Origin of the sequence: Alkalimonas amylolytica (genome assembly GCF_900107845.1) — a bacterium.
Lineage (GTDB): Bacteria > Pseudomonadota > Gammaproteobacteria > Enterobacterales > Alteromonadaceae > Alkalimonas > Alkalimonas amylolytica.
Genome location: NZ_FNRM01000006.1, coordinates 105,461 through 122,071, shown reverse-complemented (window position 1 = coordinate 122,071; position 16,611 = coordinate 105,461). Strand labels below are relative to the sequence as shown.

General features: G+C 51.0%; 15 protein-coding genes. 11 read left to right on the top strand and 4 right to left on the bottom strand.

The window, feature by feature from the left end:
• The first annotated feature begins 34 nt into the window (after positions 1-34).
• Positions 35-625: a DUF3833 family protein gene (locus BLW37_RS12540; protein ID WP_245785727.1), complete on the top strand. Its 591-nt coding sequence runs from the start codon at positions 35-37 to the stop codon at positions 623-625.
• Here the strand turns inward: BLW37_RS12540 and BLW37_RS12535 are convergent.
• Complete coding sequence (locus BLW37_RS12535) at positions 622-1,017, bottom strand: DUF2721 domain-containing protein (protein ID WP_091343395.1); 396 nt, start codon at positions 1,015-1,017, stop codon at positions 622-624. The genes BLW37_RS12540 and BLW37_RS12535 overlap by 4 nt on opposite strands.
• Positions 1,018-1,167: 150 nt before the next feature.
• On the opposite strand from BLW37_RS12535, the gene BLW37_RS12530 reads away from it, so the two are divergent.
• The 10 genes from BLW37_RS12530 to BLW37_RS12485 all read left to right on the top strand — a co-directional run bounded on the left by BLW37_RS12530 (position 1,168) and on the right by BLW37_RS12485 (position 12,515).
• Entirely contained in the window at positions 1,168-2,544 is a 1,377-nt protein-coding gene (locus BLW37_RS12530; RefSeq protein WP_091343393.1) for a coiled-coil domain-containing protein, read from the top strand.
• Between the two features lie 12 nt (positions 2,545-2,556).
• Positions 2,557-2,877 (top strand): putative signal transducing protein, encoded by a 321-nt coding sequence (locus BLW37_RS12525; protein ID WP_091343391.1) that lies wholly within the window; start codon positions 2,557-2,559, stop codon positions 2,875-2,877.
• Entirely contained in the window at positions 2,864-3,487 is a 624-nt protein-coding gene (locus BLW37_RS12520) for a YjaG family protein (RefSeq protein ID WP_245785726.1), read from the top strand. Before BLW37_RS12525 ends, BLW37_RS12520 begins: the two co-directional genes overlap by 14 nt.
• Positions 3,477-4,208 carry a 23S rRNA (guanosine(2251)-2'-O)-methyltransferase RlmB gene (gene rlmB / locus BLW37_RS12515; RefSeq protein WP_091343389.1) on the top strand — a complete coding sequence of 244 codons (732 nt, stop codon included), beginning with the start codon at positions 3,477-3,479 and terminating at the stop codon, positions 4,206-4,208. Before BLW37_RS12520 ends, rlmB begins: the two co-directional genes overlap by 11 nt.
• A 155-nt stretch (positions 4,209-4,363) precedes the next feature.
• Positions 4,364-5,212: a PhnD/SsuA/transferrin family substrate-binding protein gene (locus BLW37_RS12510; RefSeq protein ID WP_091343387.1), complete on the top strand. Its 849-nt coding sequence runs from the start codon at positions 4,364-4,366 to the stop codon at positions 5,210-5,212.
• A gap of 7 nt (positions 5,213-5,219) precedes the next feature.
• Entirely contained in the window at positions 5,220-5,954 is a 735-nt protein-coding gene (gene phnC / locus BLW37_RS12505; protein WP_091343385.1) for a phosphonate ABC transporter ATP-binding protein, read from the top strand.
• Complete coding sequence (phnE, locus tag BLW37_RS12500) at positions 5,951-6,763, top strand: phosphonate ABC transporter, permease protein PhnE (protein WP_091343384.1); 813 nt, start codon at positions 5,951-5,953, stop codon at positions 6,761-6,763. Before phnC ends, phnE begins: the two co-directional genes overlap by 4 nt.
• Before the next feature lie 104 nt (positions 6,764-6,867).
• Entirely contained in the window at positions 6,868-9,693 is a 2,826-nt protein-coding gene (locus tag BLW37_RS12495) for a TonB-dependent receptor (protein WP_091343382.1), read from the top strand.
• Between the two features lie 66 nt (positions 9,694-9,759).
• Entirely contained in the window at positions 9,760-11,166 is a 1,407-nt protein-coding gene (locus BLW37_RS12490; RefSeq protein ID WP_171907617.1) for a fibronectin type III domain-containing protein, read from the top strand.
• Complete coding sequence (locus BLW37_RS12485) at positions 11,163-12,515, top strand: histidine-type phosphatase (protein WP_091343378.1); 1,353 nt, start codon at positions 11,163-11,165, stop codon at positions 12,513-12,515. Before BLW37_RS12490 ends, BLW37_RS12485 begins: the two co-directional genes overlap by 4 nt.
• Positions 12,516-12,560: 45 nt before the next feature.
• Here BLW37_RS12485 and BLW37_RS12480 read toward each other — a convergent pair whose 3' ends face one another.
• The 3 genes from BLW37_RS12480 to BLW37_RS12470 all read right to left on the bottom strand — a co-directional run bounded on the left by BLW37_RS12480 (position 12,561) and on the right by BLW37_RS12470 (position 16,598).
• Positions 12,561-13,295, bottom strand: coding sequence for a hypothetical protein (locus tag BLW37_RS12480; protein WP_139243715.1), 735 nt, complete (start codon positions 13,293-13,295; stop codon positions 12,561-12,563).
• A gap of 233 nt (positions 13,296-13,528) precedes the next feature.
• On the bottom strand, positions 13,529-14,935 hold the full coding sequence (locus BLW37_RS12475) for an OprO/OprP family phosphate-selective porin (protein ID WP_091343374.1): 1,407 nt from the start codon (positions 14,933-14,935) through the stop codon (positions 13,529-13,531).
• Positions 14,936-15,113: 178 nt separating this feature from the next.
• A complete protein-coding gene (locus tag BLW37_RS12470; RefSeq protein WP_091343373.1) occupies positions 15,114-16,598 on the bottom strand; it encodes a tripartite tricarboxylate transporter permease in 1,485 nt (494 codons plus the stop codon).
• Between the last annotated feature and the right edge of the window lie 13 nt (positions 16,599-16,611).

Genomic DNA, 16,611 nt, shown 5'->3' with positions numbered 1-16,611 from the left:
GGTACGTATTCACGACAGAAGACAAGGAGAGACAATGATGCGTAACTGGTTGGTGGTTCTTGTGGTGGGCTTGCTGTTTGGTTGCAGTCGGTCGGTGCTGGATTATCAGGCGGAGCAGCCTGAGCTGAAGTTGGAGCAATTTTTTCAGGGCAGTGGCCGGGCTTATGGGGTGTTGCAGGATTGGCGCGGCAGGCAGACCCTGCGCTTTCATGCCGATCTCTGTGGCGTGTGGCAACAAAACCGCGGTGATTTGTACGAGGTGTTTTATTTTAGCGACGGTCGGGTGGATTACCGGCACTGGCAGTTGCAGCTGCATGCGGATGGCCGGGTCAGCGGCACTGCGCATGATGTTATGGGCGAAGCCAGTGGGCAATTGGCAGGCAATAGCTTGTACTGGGAATACACGCTGCGTATTCCCTACCAAAACGATACCATGGATGTTCGGGTGAAAGACTGGATGTATCTGGTGACGCCTCAGCAAATCATCAATCGTACCAGTTTGCATAAATTTGGTGTGAAAGTAGCTGATCTGACGTTGTCATTGCAGCAACTGAACCCTGAGGCCGACTGCAGTGATCTGCGTCAGCAGTTGCAGCAGTTAGCAGCAGGAAATGAGGCTGCTTAAGGTTTAGTTCGTTCCTGCATTGATTCCAGTTCAATGTTGATGGCATCGCAGGAAATCTGAATTTCATACAAGGACAAAGCCAGGCTAACCAGCAGGGCAATCAAACTGGCCGCGAAGCTTAGCTGACCGGCCAGCTCCCACAGCATAAATAAACAAAACATCGACAAAGTACACAGCAAAAAGCTAAGTACACCATATGCCTGCATCGAGCGGATCAGCACAATGCGCTTTTTCAGGTTAGCAATTTGGCGCACCACCAACTGGCGTACCTGCGCACCTTCGCGTTCATTTAATTCCCGGATCAACTGCGCCAATACCAGGAAACGGTTGGTATAAGCCAACAGCAACAAGGATATGGCAGGAAACAGCAGGGCTGGGGTGGTTAGTGTCATTATGATGCCTTCTGAAGGGGAATTCGCTTATTTTGCCTGAAAGGATTACACTTAGTCGAATTTATAATGAACAGTCAACCCAGTAGCTCTAAGCTAAATTCTGGCTTAAAGTGTGTATTCCGATGTAATGAAAAGGCGTCGTGGTTTGATATGGTAATAAAACAAAAACAACAACCTGCAGTGCAGCCTGAAGTGAAGCTCGATACTTTGATCGAGACAATGAGCAGTGAGCTTGGTGATTTGCTGAGTCACTTTTCGCAACAATTGCAAAGCCAGCAGCAAACCCAGTTGCAGCAGCTAAGTCAACAATTGATGCAAATCAGCCAGCAGCAGTGGCAACAACGCTTGATAGAACAAGAGCAAGCCTACCAGAAGCTGTTTAAAGAGTGGCAACAAGCCAAACAGCAGCTTGATATGGCGATCCCGGAAGATCCGGCGCAGTTGGAAACATTAAAAAAGTCCCAACAGCAATTGGATCAGGCGATTCAACAGAAAAAGCAGCTGGAGCAGGAATTAAAAGCGGTGCAACAAGACTTTACCGCACAGCAACAACAGCAGACTCTGGCCAATGAGCAGCTGCAGCAAGAAAAACAACAACTGGAGCAACAAATTCAGCAGTTGCAGCAATCGCAAGGCCAACAGCATAGCGACCAGGAGCGGCAGCTAAAGCAACAGCTGCAACAGCTGCAGCGGCAATTGGACGAATTGAAGCATCAGCAAGTGGCTGATCAGGCTCAATTGCAGCACAGCAAAGAGGATGTAAAAAGTTTACGCCAGCAGCTGGCCGAAGAAAAAAAGCTACGCCAGCAGGCCGAAAAAAGCTTGGCGGAGCAGGAAAAAACACAAGCCTCCAGTGCGCAGCAGCACGCCAAAGCCTTACAACAAGTTCAGCAGGAGCTACAACGGTTACAGCAAAAGCAGGCTCCTACCGAACAGGAGCTGAAAGATACCAAGCAACAGTTGGAGCGACTGCGTGGCGAGCACAGCGAGTTGCAGGAGCAGCAGGGAGCTCAGGCCGAGGCACAGAAAGAGAAGTTGCAGGCGCTGGCAAAAGTTCAGCAAGAGCTGCAGGATTTGAAAACCGCCCACGAGCAACTGCAGCAACAGCAGCAATCCTCGTCCGCTTTGACTGAACAACTGGCTGCGGAAAAACAGCAACTTAAACAACAGTTAGCGGCTATCCAGCCGGAGTTCCAAAACATTCAGCAAAAATGGCAGGCCGCTGAGCAACTTAACAGCGAGCTGCAACAACAACAGCAACAGCATGAACAGGAGCAGCTGGAGTTGCAGCAGCGGCTGGAGAAGCACAAAGAGCAATTGCAGCATGCGCAAAAACGATTGGAAGCACATGAACAAAAGCAATTGCAACAGTCTGATGCTTCCAGGGAAACCATCAAAGAGTTACGGCAGGAATTGCAAGAGCTGCAACAACGCCAGCAAGATAAGTTAAGCGAGCTGGAAGAACAACTGATTGAATACAAATTAAAATTCGAATACGCCCAAAAACAGCTGCAACAACACGCATAAAAAGGGTAAGTCATGAGTGAGCTGCAATGGCAACTGGTGTATCATGCCGCTTCCGAGTTCGAAGCGGCTTTGTTGACCGGGTTATTGCACAATCAGCGAGTTGAAGCTCGTTACCAGGGCCAGTTGTTGCTGGGCGCTGTTGGCGAGTTACCTCCTACCGCGGTTGAGGTTGCCATTTGGGTCAGGCCGCATCAAGTCAGTCAGGCACTGGCAATCATTCAAAGCACAAAACAACAAGCCGGCCGTGAATGGTGCTGTGCTTGTGGTGAAAACAATGCGCCAGAGTTCGAACTATGTTGGGCTTGTGGCAGGGATAAAGATGAAAGCGAATAATTTTCAACGCCTGCGTGAGTTGGGTTTTTACCAGCAGGTGGCAGTTGCGGCTACATTGATGGAGCGAATGTTGCCCAATTACCAGCTGTTTGCACAGCTGATGGACTTTGGTGACAGCAAGCTGGTTCGTCATAGCCTGGATCTGGTCTGGGAATGGCTGGCGGTCAAAAAAGCCAAGATTAATTTTGCCCGTTTAACCGATGAACTGGCCGAGGTGATCCCGGAAGTGAATCACTACGATTGTTTTGGCGTTTATCCGGCGGTGGATACTGCCACCGCACTGGAAACCTTATTAACTGGCATTGAGCAGCGCGACAGTGCTGATATTGTCAATGTGGCAAAAATATCCCAGGCCTCGGTCGCCCGATTGATTGAGCACGAGTCGGCTGAGCTGGATATCACCAGTGAAGCTGAGTTAAAGCAACATGTGCGCAAGCACCCGCTGATGCAGTACGAAATGGAGTGCCTGGCCGAGTTGATTGAACTGGTGTCTGCCATCCGCCAGTTTGACTGGGAGGAGGTAAAAAAGCTGCAACAGTGGGTGGCTGAGCAAGGGGTGAGTAATCTGGGTATGGAACTGACGGCTGAGGATAGCACCGATGAGCAATGATTTTGTATTTGGTTTGCACGCAGTGCAAGCCGTTGTAGAGCGCTCACCGCAGGATGTACTGGAAGTCTTTGTCAGCAAAGAACGTGATGATAAACGGATGAACCCGCTGGTACAGCAGCTGCGCCAACAAGGTATTGCTGTGCAGTTTTGTCACCGCAAAACGCTGGATAACCTGGTACAGGGCCAGCATCAGGGCATTGTCGCCAAGGTACGGTTGGCACAGGCGGGCAGCGATGCTGATTTAATGGCCATTGTACAACAGCAGAGTACGCCCTTGCTGTTGGTGCTTGACGGCGTGACGGATCCACATAATTTAGGCGCAATTCTGCGCAGTGCCGATGCCGCCGGGGTGCATGCCGTGGTGGTACCCAAAGATCGCTCGGTCAAGCTCACCTCCGTAGTACGCAAAGTGGCCTGTGGCGCTGCTGAAACCGTGCCATTTATTGCGGTGACCAATTTAGCCCGTGCGCTGCGGCAATTGCAGGAAGCCGGTGTTTGGGTGATCGGTACTGCCGGTGAAACCGAGCAAACCCTGTACCAAACCGAACTGACCGGCCCGCTGGCCATTGTGTTGGGTGCTGAAGGTGATGGATTGCGTCGGCTGACCCGTGAAACCTGCGACGCGCTGGTAAAAATTCCGATGCAGGGCAGTGTGTCCAGCCTGAATGTGTCGGTGGCCGCCGGCATTTGCTTATTTGAAGCGGTGCGGCAGCGTCTTTAACACTAACCTTGGATGAAAGGCTGCTGGTTGAATCTCGCAGTCTTTTAGAGCCTAAACTTTAACGCATCTTGTCAGTAACACTCTGGCCCTTGTCAAAATAGTGTCATTTTTCTGTCTTACAATCTTCAGCATTTTTAATACTGGGAGATTGTGTTATGGCACATTGGTTGTTTGTGATTTTTACTGTCAGTGTACTTGTGCTGAGTCAACCAGTATCTGCACAATCCTGTCCATCACCACTTCGTTTTGCAGATACCGGCATCGAAGGCGCCGAAGAGTTACAACGCGCTTACCATGAGTTTGTTGCATTGATGCTGGAACTGCTGGACGTTCAGGTGCAGTTTTTCCCCGTTGGCAATCGAACTACAGCAGTCAATGCTTTGCGCTTTCGTCAGGTTGATCTGGTATTGGCTGGTCCGACCGAGTTTTTGCTAATGCAGCAACGTTTGCAAGGTATTCAGCCTGTCGCTGCAATTGCCCGCCCTGAGTATGCTGCCGTATTTATTGTGCCGGAGCATAGTTCAATTCAGCGCTTAACTGATCTGAAAGGGCGCCATGTCGCAATGAAAGATCATGGCTCCACCACAGGCCATATCATTCCAAGCTATATGCTCCATCGGGCAGGTTTGGATCTGGATCGGGATGTACGAATTTCTTTAATCGATGGTGCCCGTATGGCAGCGTTAGCTGCAGGTGAGGTAGACGCTGTAGGTACCGGCCTTCGAGATTTTGCTCCTTTTGTGGCTCAGCAAGCGCAGCCCTATCGGATTTTGGCGCAAAGTGATGACATGCCCGGTGACCCAATTATCGCAGGTGGTCATGTTCCTGCGGCCTGTGTGACAACCCTGCAACTGATTTTCCAGCAGCATGCCGAGCCCATTCTTCAGGCTATTTTAAACCCGGGGGCCCGGGATAAATATCTGGAAGCACGTATGATTCCAGTGACTAAAGACGATTATCAGTTTGTTGCTGATGCCATGAAGGTGTTGGGTATTTTGAGGTGATCATCAAGTGATTCAGATAAGTGATTTATCCAAAGTGTACCCGGATGGCACGCAAGCACTCAATGGTGTGACTTTACAAGTCAGGCAGGGAGAACAGCTGGTTTTGTTAGGGCATAATGGCTGTGGTAAATCAACCTTGATGAAATGTTTAACCGGCCTGGAAAAGCCGAGCTCCGGGAAAATTTTGCTCGATCAGCATGATATTCATCAGCTTCGTGGGCATAAACTCCGAAAAGTTCGCCAAGGCGTTGGCTGTGTTTTCCAGCAAATGAACCTGGTGCTAGATGTCTCTGTTTTGCAAAATGTCCTGTATGGCGCGATGGCAAAACATGGCTTTTGGCGAGTACTCAATCTGACTGCTTCCCGGACACTTCGCGAGCAGGCACTTTGGGCGCTGGAGCAGGTTGGTTTGGCAGAATTGGCTGCCAGGCGCACGGATATGCTGTCTGGCGGCCAGCAGCAGCGGGTTGCCATAGCCCGTATGTTGATGCAGCAAGCCAAAATCGTCTTTGCTGATGAACCGGTCGCCAGCTTGGATCCTAAAGCAGGGCGTGAAGTGATGGAGCTATTGCAGCGTATTGTGGTTGAACATGGCATGACATTAATTTGTGTGTTGCATCAGCTTGATTTGGCTATGCAGTACGGCCATCGCTTGGTCGGAATGAAAAAGGGCAAGATTGTGTTTGATGACACCCCCGATAACTTACCCGCTGAAACATTTCAGGAGCTGTATCACGCATGATTGAGAAAGCACAACATGGCAACTCAGACTATTTGCCACCACGATTCCGCAGTCCATCGGTTACTGCTTGGTTGTTGATCATCGGTTTTGTTGCATTTTTTCTTCATGGGATTGACGGTGCGGATGTCAGCATAGACAGACTGGGCCAGGGAATTTTGAATGTTGGTATTTTTGCTGCAGAGTCTTTTCCGCCTGATTTGAGCCGCTGGAACTTTATTGCTTATGCCATGCTTGAAACCTTTCAAATGGCACTGGTTGGGGTTGTCTTCGGTGTTATCATTAGTGTGCCTTTTGCCTTGCTCAGTGCCAGAAATACCTCGCCGAATCGACTGGTGCGTTGGTTGTCTACCAATATCGTCGCAACACTAAGGACCATCCCCGATCTGGTATGGGCACTGATCTTTGTAGTGGCTGTTGGCCTTGGGCCTTTGGCTGGCATTCTGGCTATTATGATGGATACCATCGGTTTTTGTGGTCGCTTTTTTGCCGAACGCATCGAAGAAACCGATCCTCGTCCGGCACAAGCCCTAACAGCCGCAGGCTGCTCGCGCTCAGCTGTGATTATGGCAAGCATCCTACCAGAAGCATTCCCCTCTTTTGTTGCTACCTCGTTGTATTCTGTTGAAAAAGCGATTCGAAGTGCTGTGGTATTGGGTTTGGTTGGTGCCGGCGGTATCGGAGTCGAGCTTTCAGCCGCAATGAACTTATTCCGTTATGATCAGGCGTTGACCATCATGCTCATTATCTTGCTTGTGGTTATTTCGGTTGAGCATTTATCTAGTTGGATCCGTAAGCGTTTATTGTCATAAAAGCTAAACCTACCTGTCTGCATACTGTCATTTCATGGTCATTTTCCTGTCAATTTTGCTCTGTAATCTTTCGGTCAAATTTGTAAAACAGGAAAATGTGAACAATGAAGCATCGTACCAAACCAAGATTTTTCCAGCATGCCATCGCCGCCGCTGTTGCCCTATCCTGTGGTGGTTATCTGAGCACATCGCTTGCTGCAGATACGAGTTTGCCACTTCGGGTCAGTTCTTCAGTTACAGAGACTCAAGGCATTTCCGGCCAGTTACAGGACAATCGCAACAGCTTTTTGCAAGGCGCTATTGTCCGTATTGCTGGTACCAACCGGGAAACCACCACGGATCGTCAGGGCCGTTTTCGCTTTGACGGCCTGCAGCCTGGCTCCTACCAGCTGGAAGTGAGCTACCTTGGTTTTGGTACCCAGCGTGTATCTGCTGAAGTTCTGCCAGGTCAGGGGGTGGCGTTGGACTTACGGTACGGCAATGGTGATGTAGAAGTGATGCATGTGTTTGGTAGCCGCGATGCACAATCGCGGGCGTTGAACATTCAACGTGCCTCAGACAACCTGAAGTCCGTGGTATCGGCTGATTATCTGGGGCGCTTTCCGGATGATAACGTGGCAGAAGCCATGCAGCGTTTGGTTGGCGCTTCCATTCAGCGCGATCAGGGGGAAGGCAAGTACGTCAACGTGCGTGGTGCGCCACTGGAATATGCCAACGTATCCATCGATGGGGTGATTATTCCATCACCGGACGGCGGAACCCGAGCGGTGGATTTGGATACCATTCCATCGGATATTATTTCCTTGCTGGAGTTGACCAAGGCCATTACGCCGGATATGGATGCCGATGCCATCGCCGGTAATATCAATATTGTTACCCAGGGGGCTTTGGATAGCTCTGGCCATATTCTGCGTGCCCGTGCTTCTGGCGGCAAAAACCAAAAGGGCAATGGCAACGCCTATAAAACGGCATTGACTGCCGGCTCTCGTTTGGGTGCGGATGGCAATGCTGGCTTTCTTTTCTCGGCGCAGCATAGTGAAACCAATCGGGTTACCGATAATATTGAGCCGGTTTGGTTTGAAGCTGCTAATGGGGCTTACTTACCTGAAACTTTTGAGTTCAAAGATTATGAAGTCAAACGTGTACGTACTGGTTTAACCGGTCGCTTTGACTGGCGACCAGATGATAATTCACATCTGTACCTTTCGCACAGCTATTCACGTTTTGAAGACAATGAATTCCGTGACACCTTAGAAATCAGTCTGGATCGGTTTACTCCAGAGTCGAATCAATTCTCCGGTGTTGCTGGGCGTGCCACCTTTGATAAAGAGCTGCGGCATCGAACTTTCGTCAATACCATCAACTCCACGGTATTTGGTGGCCGCTACCATTTCGACGCCTATTCCGTTGATTTCCAGGCGTCGGTGTCTTCGGCTAAACAAGATTTCCCTAATCGTGATTACTTAATTTATCGTGAGTCGAGCCGTCCGGCTATGGCGTACGACTTTAGTAATCCGGACTTGCCAACCTTTCAGGTATTGGACAGCGATGGTGGCGTGGTACGCACCGATTTTAACTTCCCGGTTTCGGATATGAACTGGCGTCGTTATGAGCGCCGTACCGGTGGTGCCAAAGAAACTGAGCAAGCCTACCAGGTTAATATCACGGTACCTGGTCAGTGGGGCAATGCGTATTCGACCTTAAAATTTGGTGCCAAAGCACGCCTGAAAGACAAAGAAAACGATGAAAATCGTTTCCGTAACTCGCGTGGTGTGGGCGCCCCGGCCTTTGCTGATGTGATCATTGATAAGCAATCACAGCCATTTGGTGGCTTTTACAACAATGGCTCTAAGTTGCAGCGTGATTTTGTCACTGCGTATCGCGATATTTTTGAAAATGAGGATTTCCTTGATCGGGGCGCGCCATCCATTGTGTCTGATTATGAGGCTTCTGAAAATATTCTTGCTGTCTATGCGATGAATACGCTGGAATGGGATACGACCACGCTGTTGTTTGGTGCTCGTATCGAGCAAACCAAAAACAGTGGCACCGCCAATGAGTACGATGCTGATACCGGCGAAGCGACCCTGGTGGACGCCAGCAAGCGTTACACCAAGGTGTTCCCAAGCGTGCATTTACGCCAGGAGCTGGAGAATGGCTTGATTGTCCGTGCCGCCTACAGCACTGGTTTAAGCCGGCCAAACTTCGAAGACTTAGTGCCTTATTTTATCATCGAGGATCGTGAATCTGGTCGCGGTACGGTAGATATTGGTAATATCAACCTGAAACCAACCTATGCGCATAACCTTGATTTAACGGCTGAGTATTACCTGGAACCGCTCGGGCTGATTTCGGCTGGGGTTTTCTATAAAAACCTGTCGGATCCGATCTTCAAAGCGCGCAGTATTTTTACAGGTGGTGAATTTGACGGGTTCAGGATGGTTCGCCCTGAAAATGGCGACAGTGGTTACCTTTATGGTCTGGAACTGAATTGGCAGCAAACCCTGAGCTTCCTGCCTGGTGCCTGGAGTGGATTGGGCTTCATTGCCAATTACACCCACACCAAGTCTGAAGCTGATTTGCCGTTCAATATCGGCAAAACTGAGCTGGCGGGTACCAGTCGTCATACCGTGAACCTGGCCCTGCAGTACGACATTGCCCGTTTCAGCAGTCAGTTGGCCTACAACTACCGCTCTGAATACATTGACGCCTTTGATACCGGCAATCCTGAGCTGAATGTGTTTTGGGATGGTCGGGGAACACTGGACTTTACCGCCAGTTACAAACTGACGGATCAGTTTTCAGTATTTCTGGAGGCCAGCAACCTGACCGACAGCAAAGCGGTCCGTTATCAAGGCGAGCGTAGCCGGGTGTATGAGCACGAGCAGTTTGGCCGTGCCTGGCAGCTGGGGATTAGTGGCTCTTTCTAGACGAAGTTGAGCGTTTCAGCCGGGCAGCAATGCCCGGCTTTTTTGCATTGTAAAAAGGAACATCGAGTGAACTATTTTCTGCTAACTTTAACCTTACTGGGTTTGATCGTAAGTTGTGTTACCAGTGCTGAGCCTCATTATACCCTGGTACCTGCCGGGGCGGATCCTTACCGTGCCAGTGTCAGCCCTGATCGTATTGTTTTAATACCCACCACAACACCTGCCAGCAGTCAGAGTATTCATTGGCGCACCCATGCCGACGTTGGAGTTGCTAAAGCGCAGTTGGCGCGGGCCATTGATGGGCCCGGTATGCATCGTGCTATGAAAACGGAGCTCAGTCAGGTAACCGCTGTATACAGCGACAATGGCAAGGCCCATCAACACAAAGTGACTTTTGACCAACTCGAGCCGGACACGCTCTATGCGTATCGGGTGCAGGGATTGGGAACCTGGAGCGAGTGGTTTCAATTTAAAACCGCTACAGCAGAATTTAGCCCTTTTAGCTTTATCTACTTTGGTGATGCGCAAAACCAAATGAAAGCTCATGTATCACGTGTGTTTCGTGAAGCGCTGTTGCAGCGTCCGCGAGCCAGTGTCATGGTTCATGCGGGGGACTTGGTCAATAGCCGGGCTGGTAATCATGATAATGAGTGGGGGGAATGGTTTCATGCCTTGGGGTGGCAGGGGAGCATGGTCAATCAAATTGTCACCCCTGGCAACCATGAATACATCGAACATGGCACCGGCCCCCGCACTTTGGTACCACAATTTTCAGCTCAGTTTTCTTCCATCCGAAATGGGCCAGAGCCACTGCAAGATACCGTATTTTATACAGATTATCAGGGGGTTCGTTTTATCTCGCTGAATTCAATGGAGGCGCTGCAAAATGAAGAGCTTGCCAAGCTGCAGGCAGTCTGGTTGGAACAGGTGTTAAGCACGAACAGCGGGCATTGGACCGTAGTGACTTATCATCACCCTATGTTTTCTGTCTCGACGGGACGGGATAACCCGATATTGCGTCAGTACTGGTTGCCTTTGTTCGAAAAGCACAACGTGGATTTGGTGCTGCAAGGCCATGATCATGTCTACGGCCGCAGCCAAAACCTGGCCACTGGCTTAAGTGGCCAGCCTCAGCAGGGAGGCCCTGTTTATGTGGTCTCGGTTGCAGGCCCTAAGATGTATCTGAACTCAGAGCAGGCAACGAAAAAAATGCAACGGGTGGGTGAGGATACGCAGCTATTTCAGCTGATTGATGTACAGAGCAATCGCCTGGTGTATCAGGCGTTTACTCCAGCCGGAACTTTGTACGATGCTTTTGAGCTTCACAAAGATGCCCAGGGCAACAAATACATTCAGTCATCGCAGGTGCTGCCTGAGGTTCGGGTTTGCAGTGTGCTGCTGGCCGAACGTGTTCGTGCCAACCGCTGCTGGAATGGCACTGAATTTGGCTTGGACCAGGAGATCCAACAATGAAAAAAATGAAGTATCTTTTTGTAGTTAGCGCATTATGCATGATGGGCTGTAGCCCGCAGCCAGAACAAAATCAGTCTGATCCGGGTGTATTGTTAGGCAGCAAGATGCCTTACCAACCTCAGCAGAATTGGCAGCAGTATAGCCAGCCACCAGCAGGTTTTTCGCCTGTCATGGTGCAGCATGTTGCCCGCCATGGTTCTCGGGTGCTCTCCAGCCCGGGCGATGATGATTTGGCCTATCAGTTGTGGCTGGCAGCAAAGCAGGCTGAAGCCCTGACTGAGTTGGGTGAGAGTTTGGGCCCAGTGCTGCAGCAACTGCTAGCTGTGCATAAAGCTATTGGCTACGGCAGTTTGTCCGAGCTTGGCCGGCAAGAGCATCGGAATATGGCAGCACGGATGCTGCAGCGTCAATCCGTCTTGTTCGAACAGGCCATTGCCAGGCAGCAACGCATCGCCGTGCTTCACTCCGGGCGAGCGCGGGCCGCCGAAAGTGCAGAAGCCTTTTTGGCAAGCTGGACTGAGCATCTTCCGCCGTTGGCAGCCCTGGCTGAGCCAATGCGGGCCGATCAACACACCTTGTATTTTAACAAAGCCGAAGGCAGCGAAGGTTACAATGATTACCGTAAAAATGACCCACGGCTGCAACGTATTCTGCACGACTTATCGACCCAGCCAAAAACCAGACTCATGGCGCGGCAGATGCTGGAAAGGCTATTCACACCGGCGTTTTTAGATCAACTGGATAACGGAGCGATCCGTTTTCAGCTGGATTACGATGACGATAGCATCGCAAACTCGGTCGATGCGGCTATGGTAATGTATTCACTATTCAGTATCACCAGCAATATGCCGGCAGAGGGCGACTGGCAATTTGAACGCTTTGTGTCTGAACCCTATGCGTTGTGGTTTGCTGAGCTTGATGACGCGGACTCGTTTTATGGCCGTGGCCCAGGTTTTAGCGGTGAGGATATTACCTATCGCCTGGCCGGTAATCTAGTCCGCGACATGCTTCACCGTATAGAGCATGCCAATGATGAAGTGGCCACCGTCCGTTTTACGCATGCTCAGGTTTTAATGCCTCTGGCCGCATTTCTGGGAATCAAAAATGCCAGCGAAGGTTTACCGGAAACCATGGTATTCAGTTATCAGAATAGCCAGTGGCGGAGCGCTTTGGTGTCACCAATGTCTGCTAATGTGCAGTGGGATGTGTATCGTAATACTGAAGGGGTTACGCTTATCCATTCGTTGCACCAGGAAAAAGAAACACAGTTAAAGCCAGATTGTCGGCCATATCCGGGAACGCAGTTTTTTTACGAGCTCGCTGAGCTGAAGCGTTGTTTATTAAATTAAACTAAGTGGAACACTTCCGGGTGTTCCACCTTTCATTGAATCATGTTACTGGCTGAATCGCTCGATCGTTAGGCGGGATTTCAGTGCATCGTTTGATAATAGCAATTTTTTTTCTGCTAACCATTGTCGCATTGTGTCTCGTTGTGATTGAGCATCAGCCAAACCTTTTGCCCGAAATGACAGCTCTATCAGTGTGTGGGCTTGGGCAGTCTCGTTTTCAGGAAACTGCCATACCTCAACTGATATCCCATCAATTGTTTTATTTTCAAAACTTAGCGACAAGTTACGATAGCGGGTAAAGGGGACATAGCCATACACCATCAAGCCGTATTCTTGAACGATGTCGACAGGAAATTGAACGGGAGCCTGCTGTAACAGCAAGGCTTTAATAGCAGGTAAATCTGGCATGGCTAGCTGCGTTGGCATATCAAAGTTCTGACGACTGGTTTGGGCAAAGCTAAGCGTCTGATGTTGTATCCCCCAGTCTACTTCAACATCCCACTCGTCTGCTGTACTGGTAAAGCTTTCAGAGCTGGCAAGCGCAATGGTTTCCTGCAGCCGCTGAACTGGGTAGCGTTTTTTAAATTGCAGCCGATGTTCTGGTTGATCTGCCCGCTTTCTTATGCGCAGTCCCCAGCCAGTCTGGCGTAAATGAAGGCTGGCAGTATCAAGATAACCCACTGAAAAGGCGAGTTGTTTTAATTGGCTTTGATCGAACTGTTGCAGAAACTCTGAGGTTAGCTCACCTTCAACGGCTAAAACTCCTTCAACAGGCAACAAAAACTTAAGTTCATACCACAGTTCAGTTTTTGCCTGGGCCCTGCTGAATGTGACGCTAAAAATAATGATACTGAGTATGGTGGCTATGGGGAGCATATTCACTGTGTGACTCCTTTATTGTGTATGGTAGCGTTGCAACAAAGGGAGCCATGGACGGTTTCCCCAGGTTGAAAAAGGGTTGCCGGCGGCAACCCTTTTGATAGGGCATGGTGATGGTAACCAACGTCTTTGCGTTAAAACTCAAACTGCAAACGCAGGGCGTACACCATGCTGTCCCAGCTTTTGAACTCACCAGGCTCCAGATCGCGGCTGGACGTTTTGGCATCGACGAACATGGCATTGAACTTCAGCACAATGTCATCAACCGGGTACCAGTTCAGGCCCAAGGTGTAATGCTTCAGCTCCTGTGCACCCCGCTCATCGTGGTGGTCGGTGTGATCGGCATAGGCATAGCGTGCCAGCAACTCGACGGCGCCATAGCCACCTGAGCCCACCGGGTTTTGTACCCGGGTACGGCCAAAGTCGCCACTGAAACGACGGTAGTTGCGTTGTTCGCCAGTGGTGAAGAAGCTGGTTTGAACGTAGTAGCCACCATTGCTGATCTTGACGACACTTGGATTCTCAAAGCCACGGGCATTTTCATCCCGGTTGAGCCGTACGCCTGCGTACTCGCCCTGAATGGAGAAAGAGCCGACGCCGTAAGCCGCTTCAATGGCATAGCGGGTCATGTCTTTTACATCGCTGAAATCGCGACGGCCAATGACCCGGCCATCAATGGCACGGGTGCCTAAACGACTGCGTAAGCGGACGGAGTTGTATTCTTTCTCGCGGCCACGGCTGCGCTGGTATTCGTAGCCATTACTGCGGTAGTTGACCGACAGCCCTAAGTGCGACCAGATTCGGTTGGATGCATCATAGACCGGCGAGAAAGAAGCGCGGCCTGCAACTGAGAAGCCTTCGGTGTTGCGGCGGTTACGGCTGACGCCATCGCCACCAAACAGGCCCAGAGCGGCATAGTAATTTGGATTCAGTGTTTCATACATCACACCCAGCTCGCGGGACGGACGGTAGGCGTCGATGGGCGTTGCACGTTCAATAAAAGAAATCCGGCGCGAGCTGGTCGAACTTTCCATGCTGAATGGCTCTTTGAAGTAGCCGGCGGCCAGACGACCGTGATCGAACAGATAGGCCACGTAGGTATTGGCAAAACGGATGCCCTCGATGTCATCGCCTTCTTCAATGTCGTAAGTTACCGGATCGCGGAAATCAATTTCCACCTGCCACTCCCAGCGATCGTACATCACCCCCAGCATGCCCAGGCGCGCGCGACGAATGATGGTGCCATACTTGGCCAGATCGCCCCGGTCTAACCGGTCGTCATCGGTGGTCATGAAGTTGTCATCCAGGTAGGCGGCATCGAGCATAATGCGGCCGCGGACACCAAAACGATGTTTGCCGTCGGCGGTTTCCACCGTGAATTTATTGACGCGGGTGCGGACTTCATCGCCCTCAATAGGAGAGGTTGGCTCATAATCAAGCTCGGAGTGGATTTCGCTAATTGGGTTACTGGCTGCAGTGGCGGCAAGTGATGCACTGAGCAAAGCGGAATAGATTAGGCTTAGGGTGAAACTACGCTTCATGCTTTACGCTCCTGTTATGGTTTTTGGGTAAATTCATACCCCAACCAGAACGCAGCATCATCAACCTTGCATTCTACAATGTAGCTCGTGCACTTCGCAGCGATATTAGCTGCGTTACTGCCCGGGACCAAGAAATGTTAACAAGATAGTATGACGATCCCGTGACGAAAATATGTCACTATAATGACGGATCCCGAGTTGTTGATCTGTGCATGCGGATAAGTGGAATGATAAAAGATGCCAATGCCAATATCAGCAAAACAGCACTGATAGGACGGGTAAAGAATACGTCGTAGCCATCCATCATCACGGCACGGCGGAAATTGGTTTCGGCAATGGATCCCAGCACCATCCCCAGGATCACCGGAGCCAGTGGGTAGTCTTTGCGCTTTAAGATCCAGCCCAAAATGCCAAAGCCCAGGCAGCAAAATACATCAAACATCGAGTGACGCACCGAGTAAGCGCCAATCACTGCCATCAGACTGATTAGCACAAAGAGCACCGGTTTAGGAACATCGGTCACCCGGATCCAAAGCCGGCTGCCAGCCAGCCCCACCAGCAGCAGGGCCAGATTAGCCAGCAACATGGCAGCGAACAGACCATACATCAGCTCTGGGCTGCTTAGAAACAGTTGAGGGCCAGGGTTCAGTTTGTGGATCATCATGGCACCAACCAGCACCGCTGTGGTGGCACTGCCGGGGATCCCCAAGGTGAGCAGGGGCACCATGGCACCGCCCACTGAGCCTGAGTTGGCGGCTTCTGCAGCCGCGACCCCTTCATCGCTGCCTTGGCCAAATTGCTCCGGTGTCTGACTCTGCTTTTTCGCGATGTCGTAGCTGATAAAAGAAGCTATGGTGGCGCCGGCCCCTGGGAATATGCCAATCAGGGTCCCAATCAAGGCTGAGCGGAGCGTAACCCACTTTAACTGCCAGTAGGTGACGAAGCCGGGCCAGCTGTCCTGCACTTCATCCAGCCGCTTTCTGCGAAAATCGCGCTGCTCTATCCGACTGAACACTTCGCTTAAGGCAAAGAGACCAATCAGGGCCGGGATCAGCAAAAAGCCATCGGACAAGGGGGTGTAATTAAAGGTAAAGCGGTCGGCCCCGGAAATGGGATCGGTACCAATGGTGTTAATTAGCAAGCCGATGATGGCGGCAATAAAAGCTTTCAGCCAGTTGGCACCAGCCAGCGAGGAGATGGTGGCCAGGCCAAACAACGCCAGCGCAAAGTACTCTGCTGGGTGAAAGGTAACGGCGATGGCGGCCAGCGGTTGCGAGAACAGCATCAACACCAGGGTGCCCAGCATGCCGGCCACCGCTGAGGTGACAATGGAAATACCAAGAGCCCGGGCTGGCCGGCCTTGCCGAGTCATGGCATGGCCATCAATGGCGGTCACTACAGCGGACGCTGTCCCCGGTGCATTGATGGTAATGGCGGTAATGGAGCCACCATAGCTGGCGCCAATGTAAATGGCCAGCAACAGGATCAGCGCCAGCATCGGTGACATGCCGTAGGTGAAAGGGACCAGCAGGGCAACGCCCATGGAAGGCGATAAACCAGGAATGGCGCCGACCACAATGCCAATCATCAAGCCAGCTACAATGGCAGCCAGGGGCCACCAGGACAGCACGGCCGAACTACCGGCCAGCAAATGTTCAATCACAACAGCTCCTTCT

Excerpts from the sequence above, each read along its gene's own strand:
- BLW37_RS12540 (WP_245785727.1), top strand. The coding sequence starts at position 35 with ATGATGCGTAACTGGTTGGTGGTTCTTGTGGTGGGCTTGCTGTTTGGT.
- BLW37_RS12535 (WP_091343395.1), bottom strand. The coding sequence starts at position 1,017 with ATGACACTAACCACCCCAGCCCTGCTGTTTCCTGCCATATCCTTGTTG.
- BLW37_RS12530 (WP_091343393.1), top strand. The coding sequence starts at position 1,168 with ATGGTAATAAAACAAAAACAACAACCTGCAGTGCAGCCTGAAGTGAAG.
- BLW37_RS12525 (WP_091343391.1), top strand. The coding sequence starts at position 2,557 with ATGAGTGAGCTGCAATGGCAACTGGTGTATCATGCCGCTTCCGAGTTC.
- BLW37_RS12520 (WP_245785726.1), top strand. The coding sequence starts at position 2,864 with ATGAAAGCGAATAATTTTCAACGCCTGCGTGAGTTGGGTTTTTACCAG.
- rlmB (WP_091343389.1), top strand. The coding sequence starts at position 3,477 with ATGAGCAATGATTTTGTATTTGGTTTGCACGCAGTGCAAGCCGTTGTA.
- BLW37_RS12510 (WP_091343387.1), top strand. The coding sequence starts at position 4,364 with ATGGCACATTGGTTGTTTGTGATTTTTACTGTCAGTGTACTTGTGCTG.
- phnE (WP_091343384.1), top strand. The coding sequence starts at position 5,951 with ATGATTGAGAAAGCACAACATGGCAACTCAGACTATTTGCCACCACGA.
- BLW37_RS12495 (WP_091343382.1), top strand. The coding sequence starts at position 6,868 with ATGAAGCATCGTACCAAACCAAGATTTTTCCAGCATGCCATCGCCGCC.
- BLW37_RS12485 (WP_091343378.1), top strand. The coding sequence starts at position 11,163 with ATGAAAAAAATGAAGTATCTTTTTGTAGTTAGCGCATTATGCATGATG.
- BLW37_RS12475 (WP_091343374.1), bottom strand. The coding sequence starts at position 14,935 with ATGAAGCGTAGTTTCACCCTAAGCCTAATCTATTCCGCTTTGCTCAGT.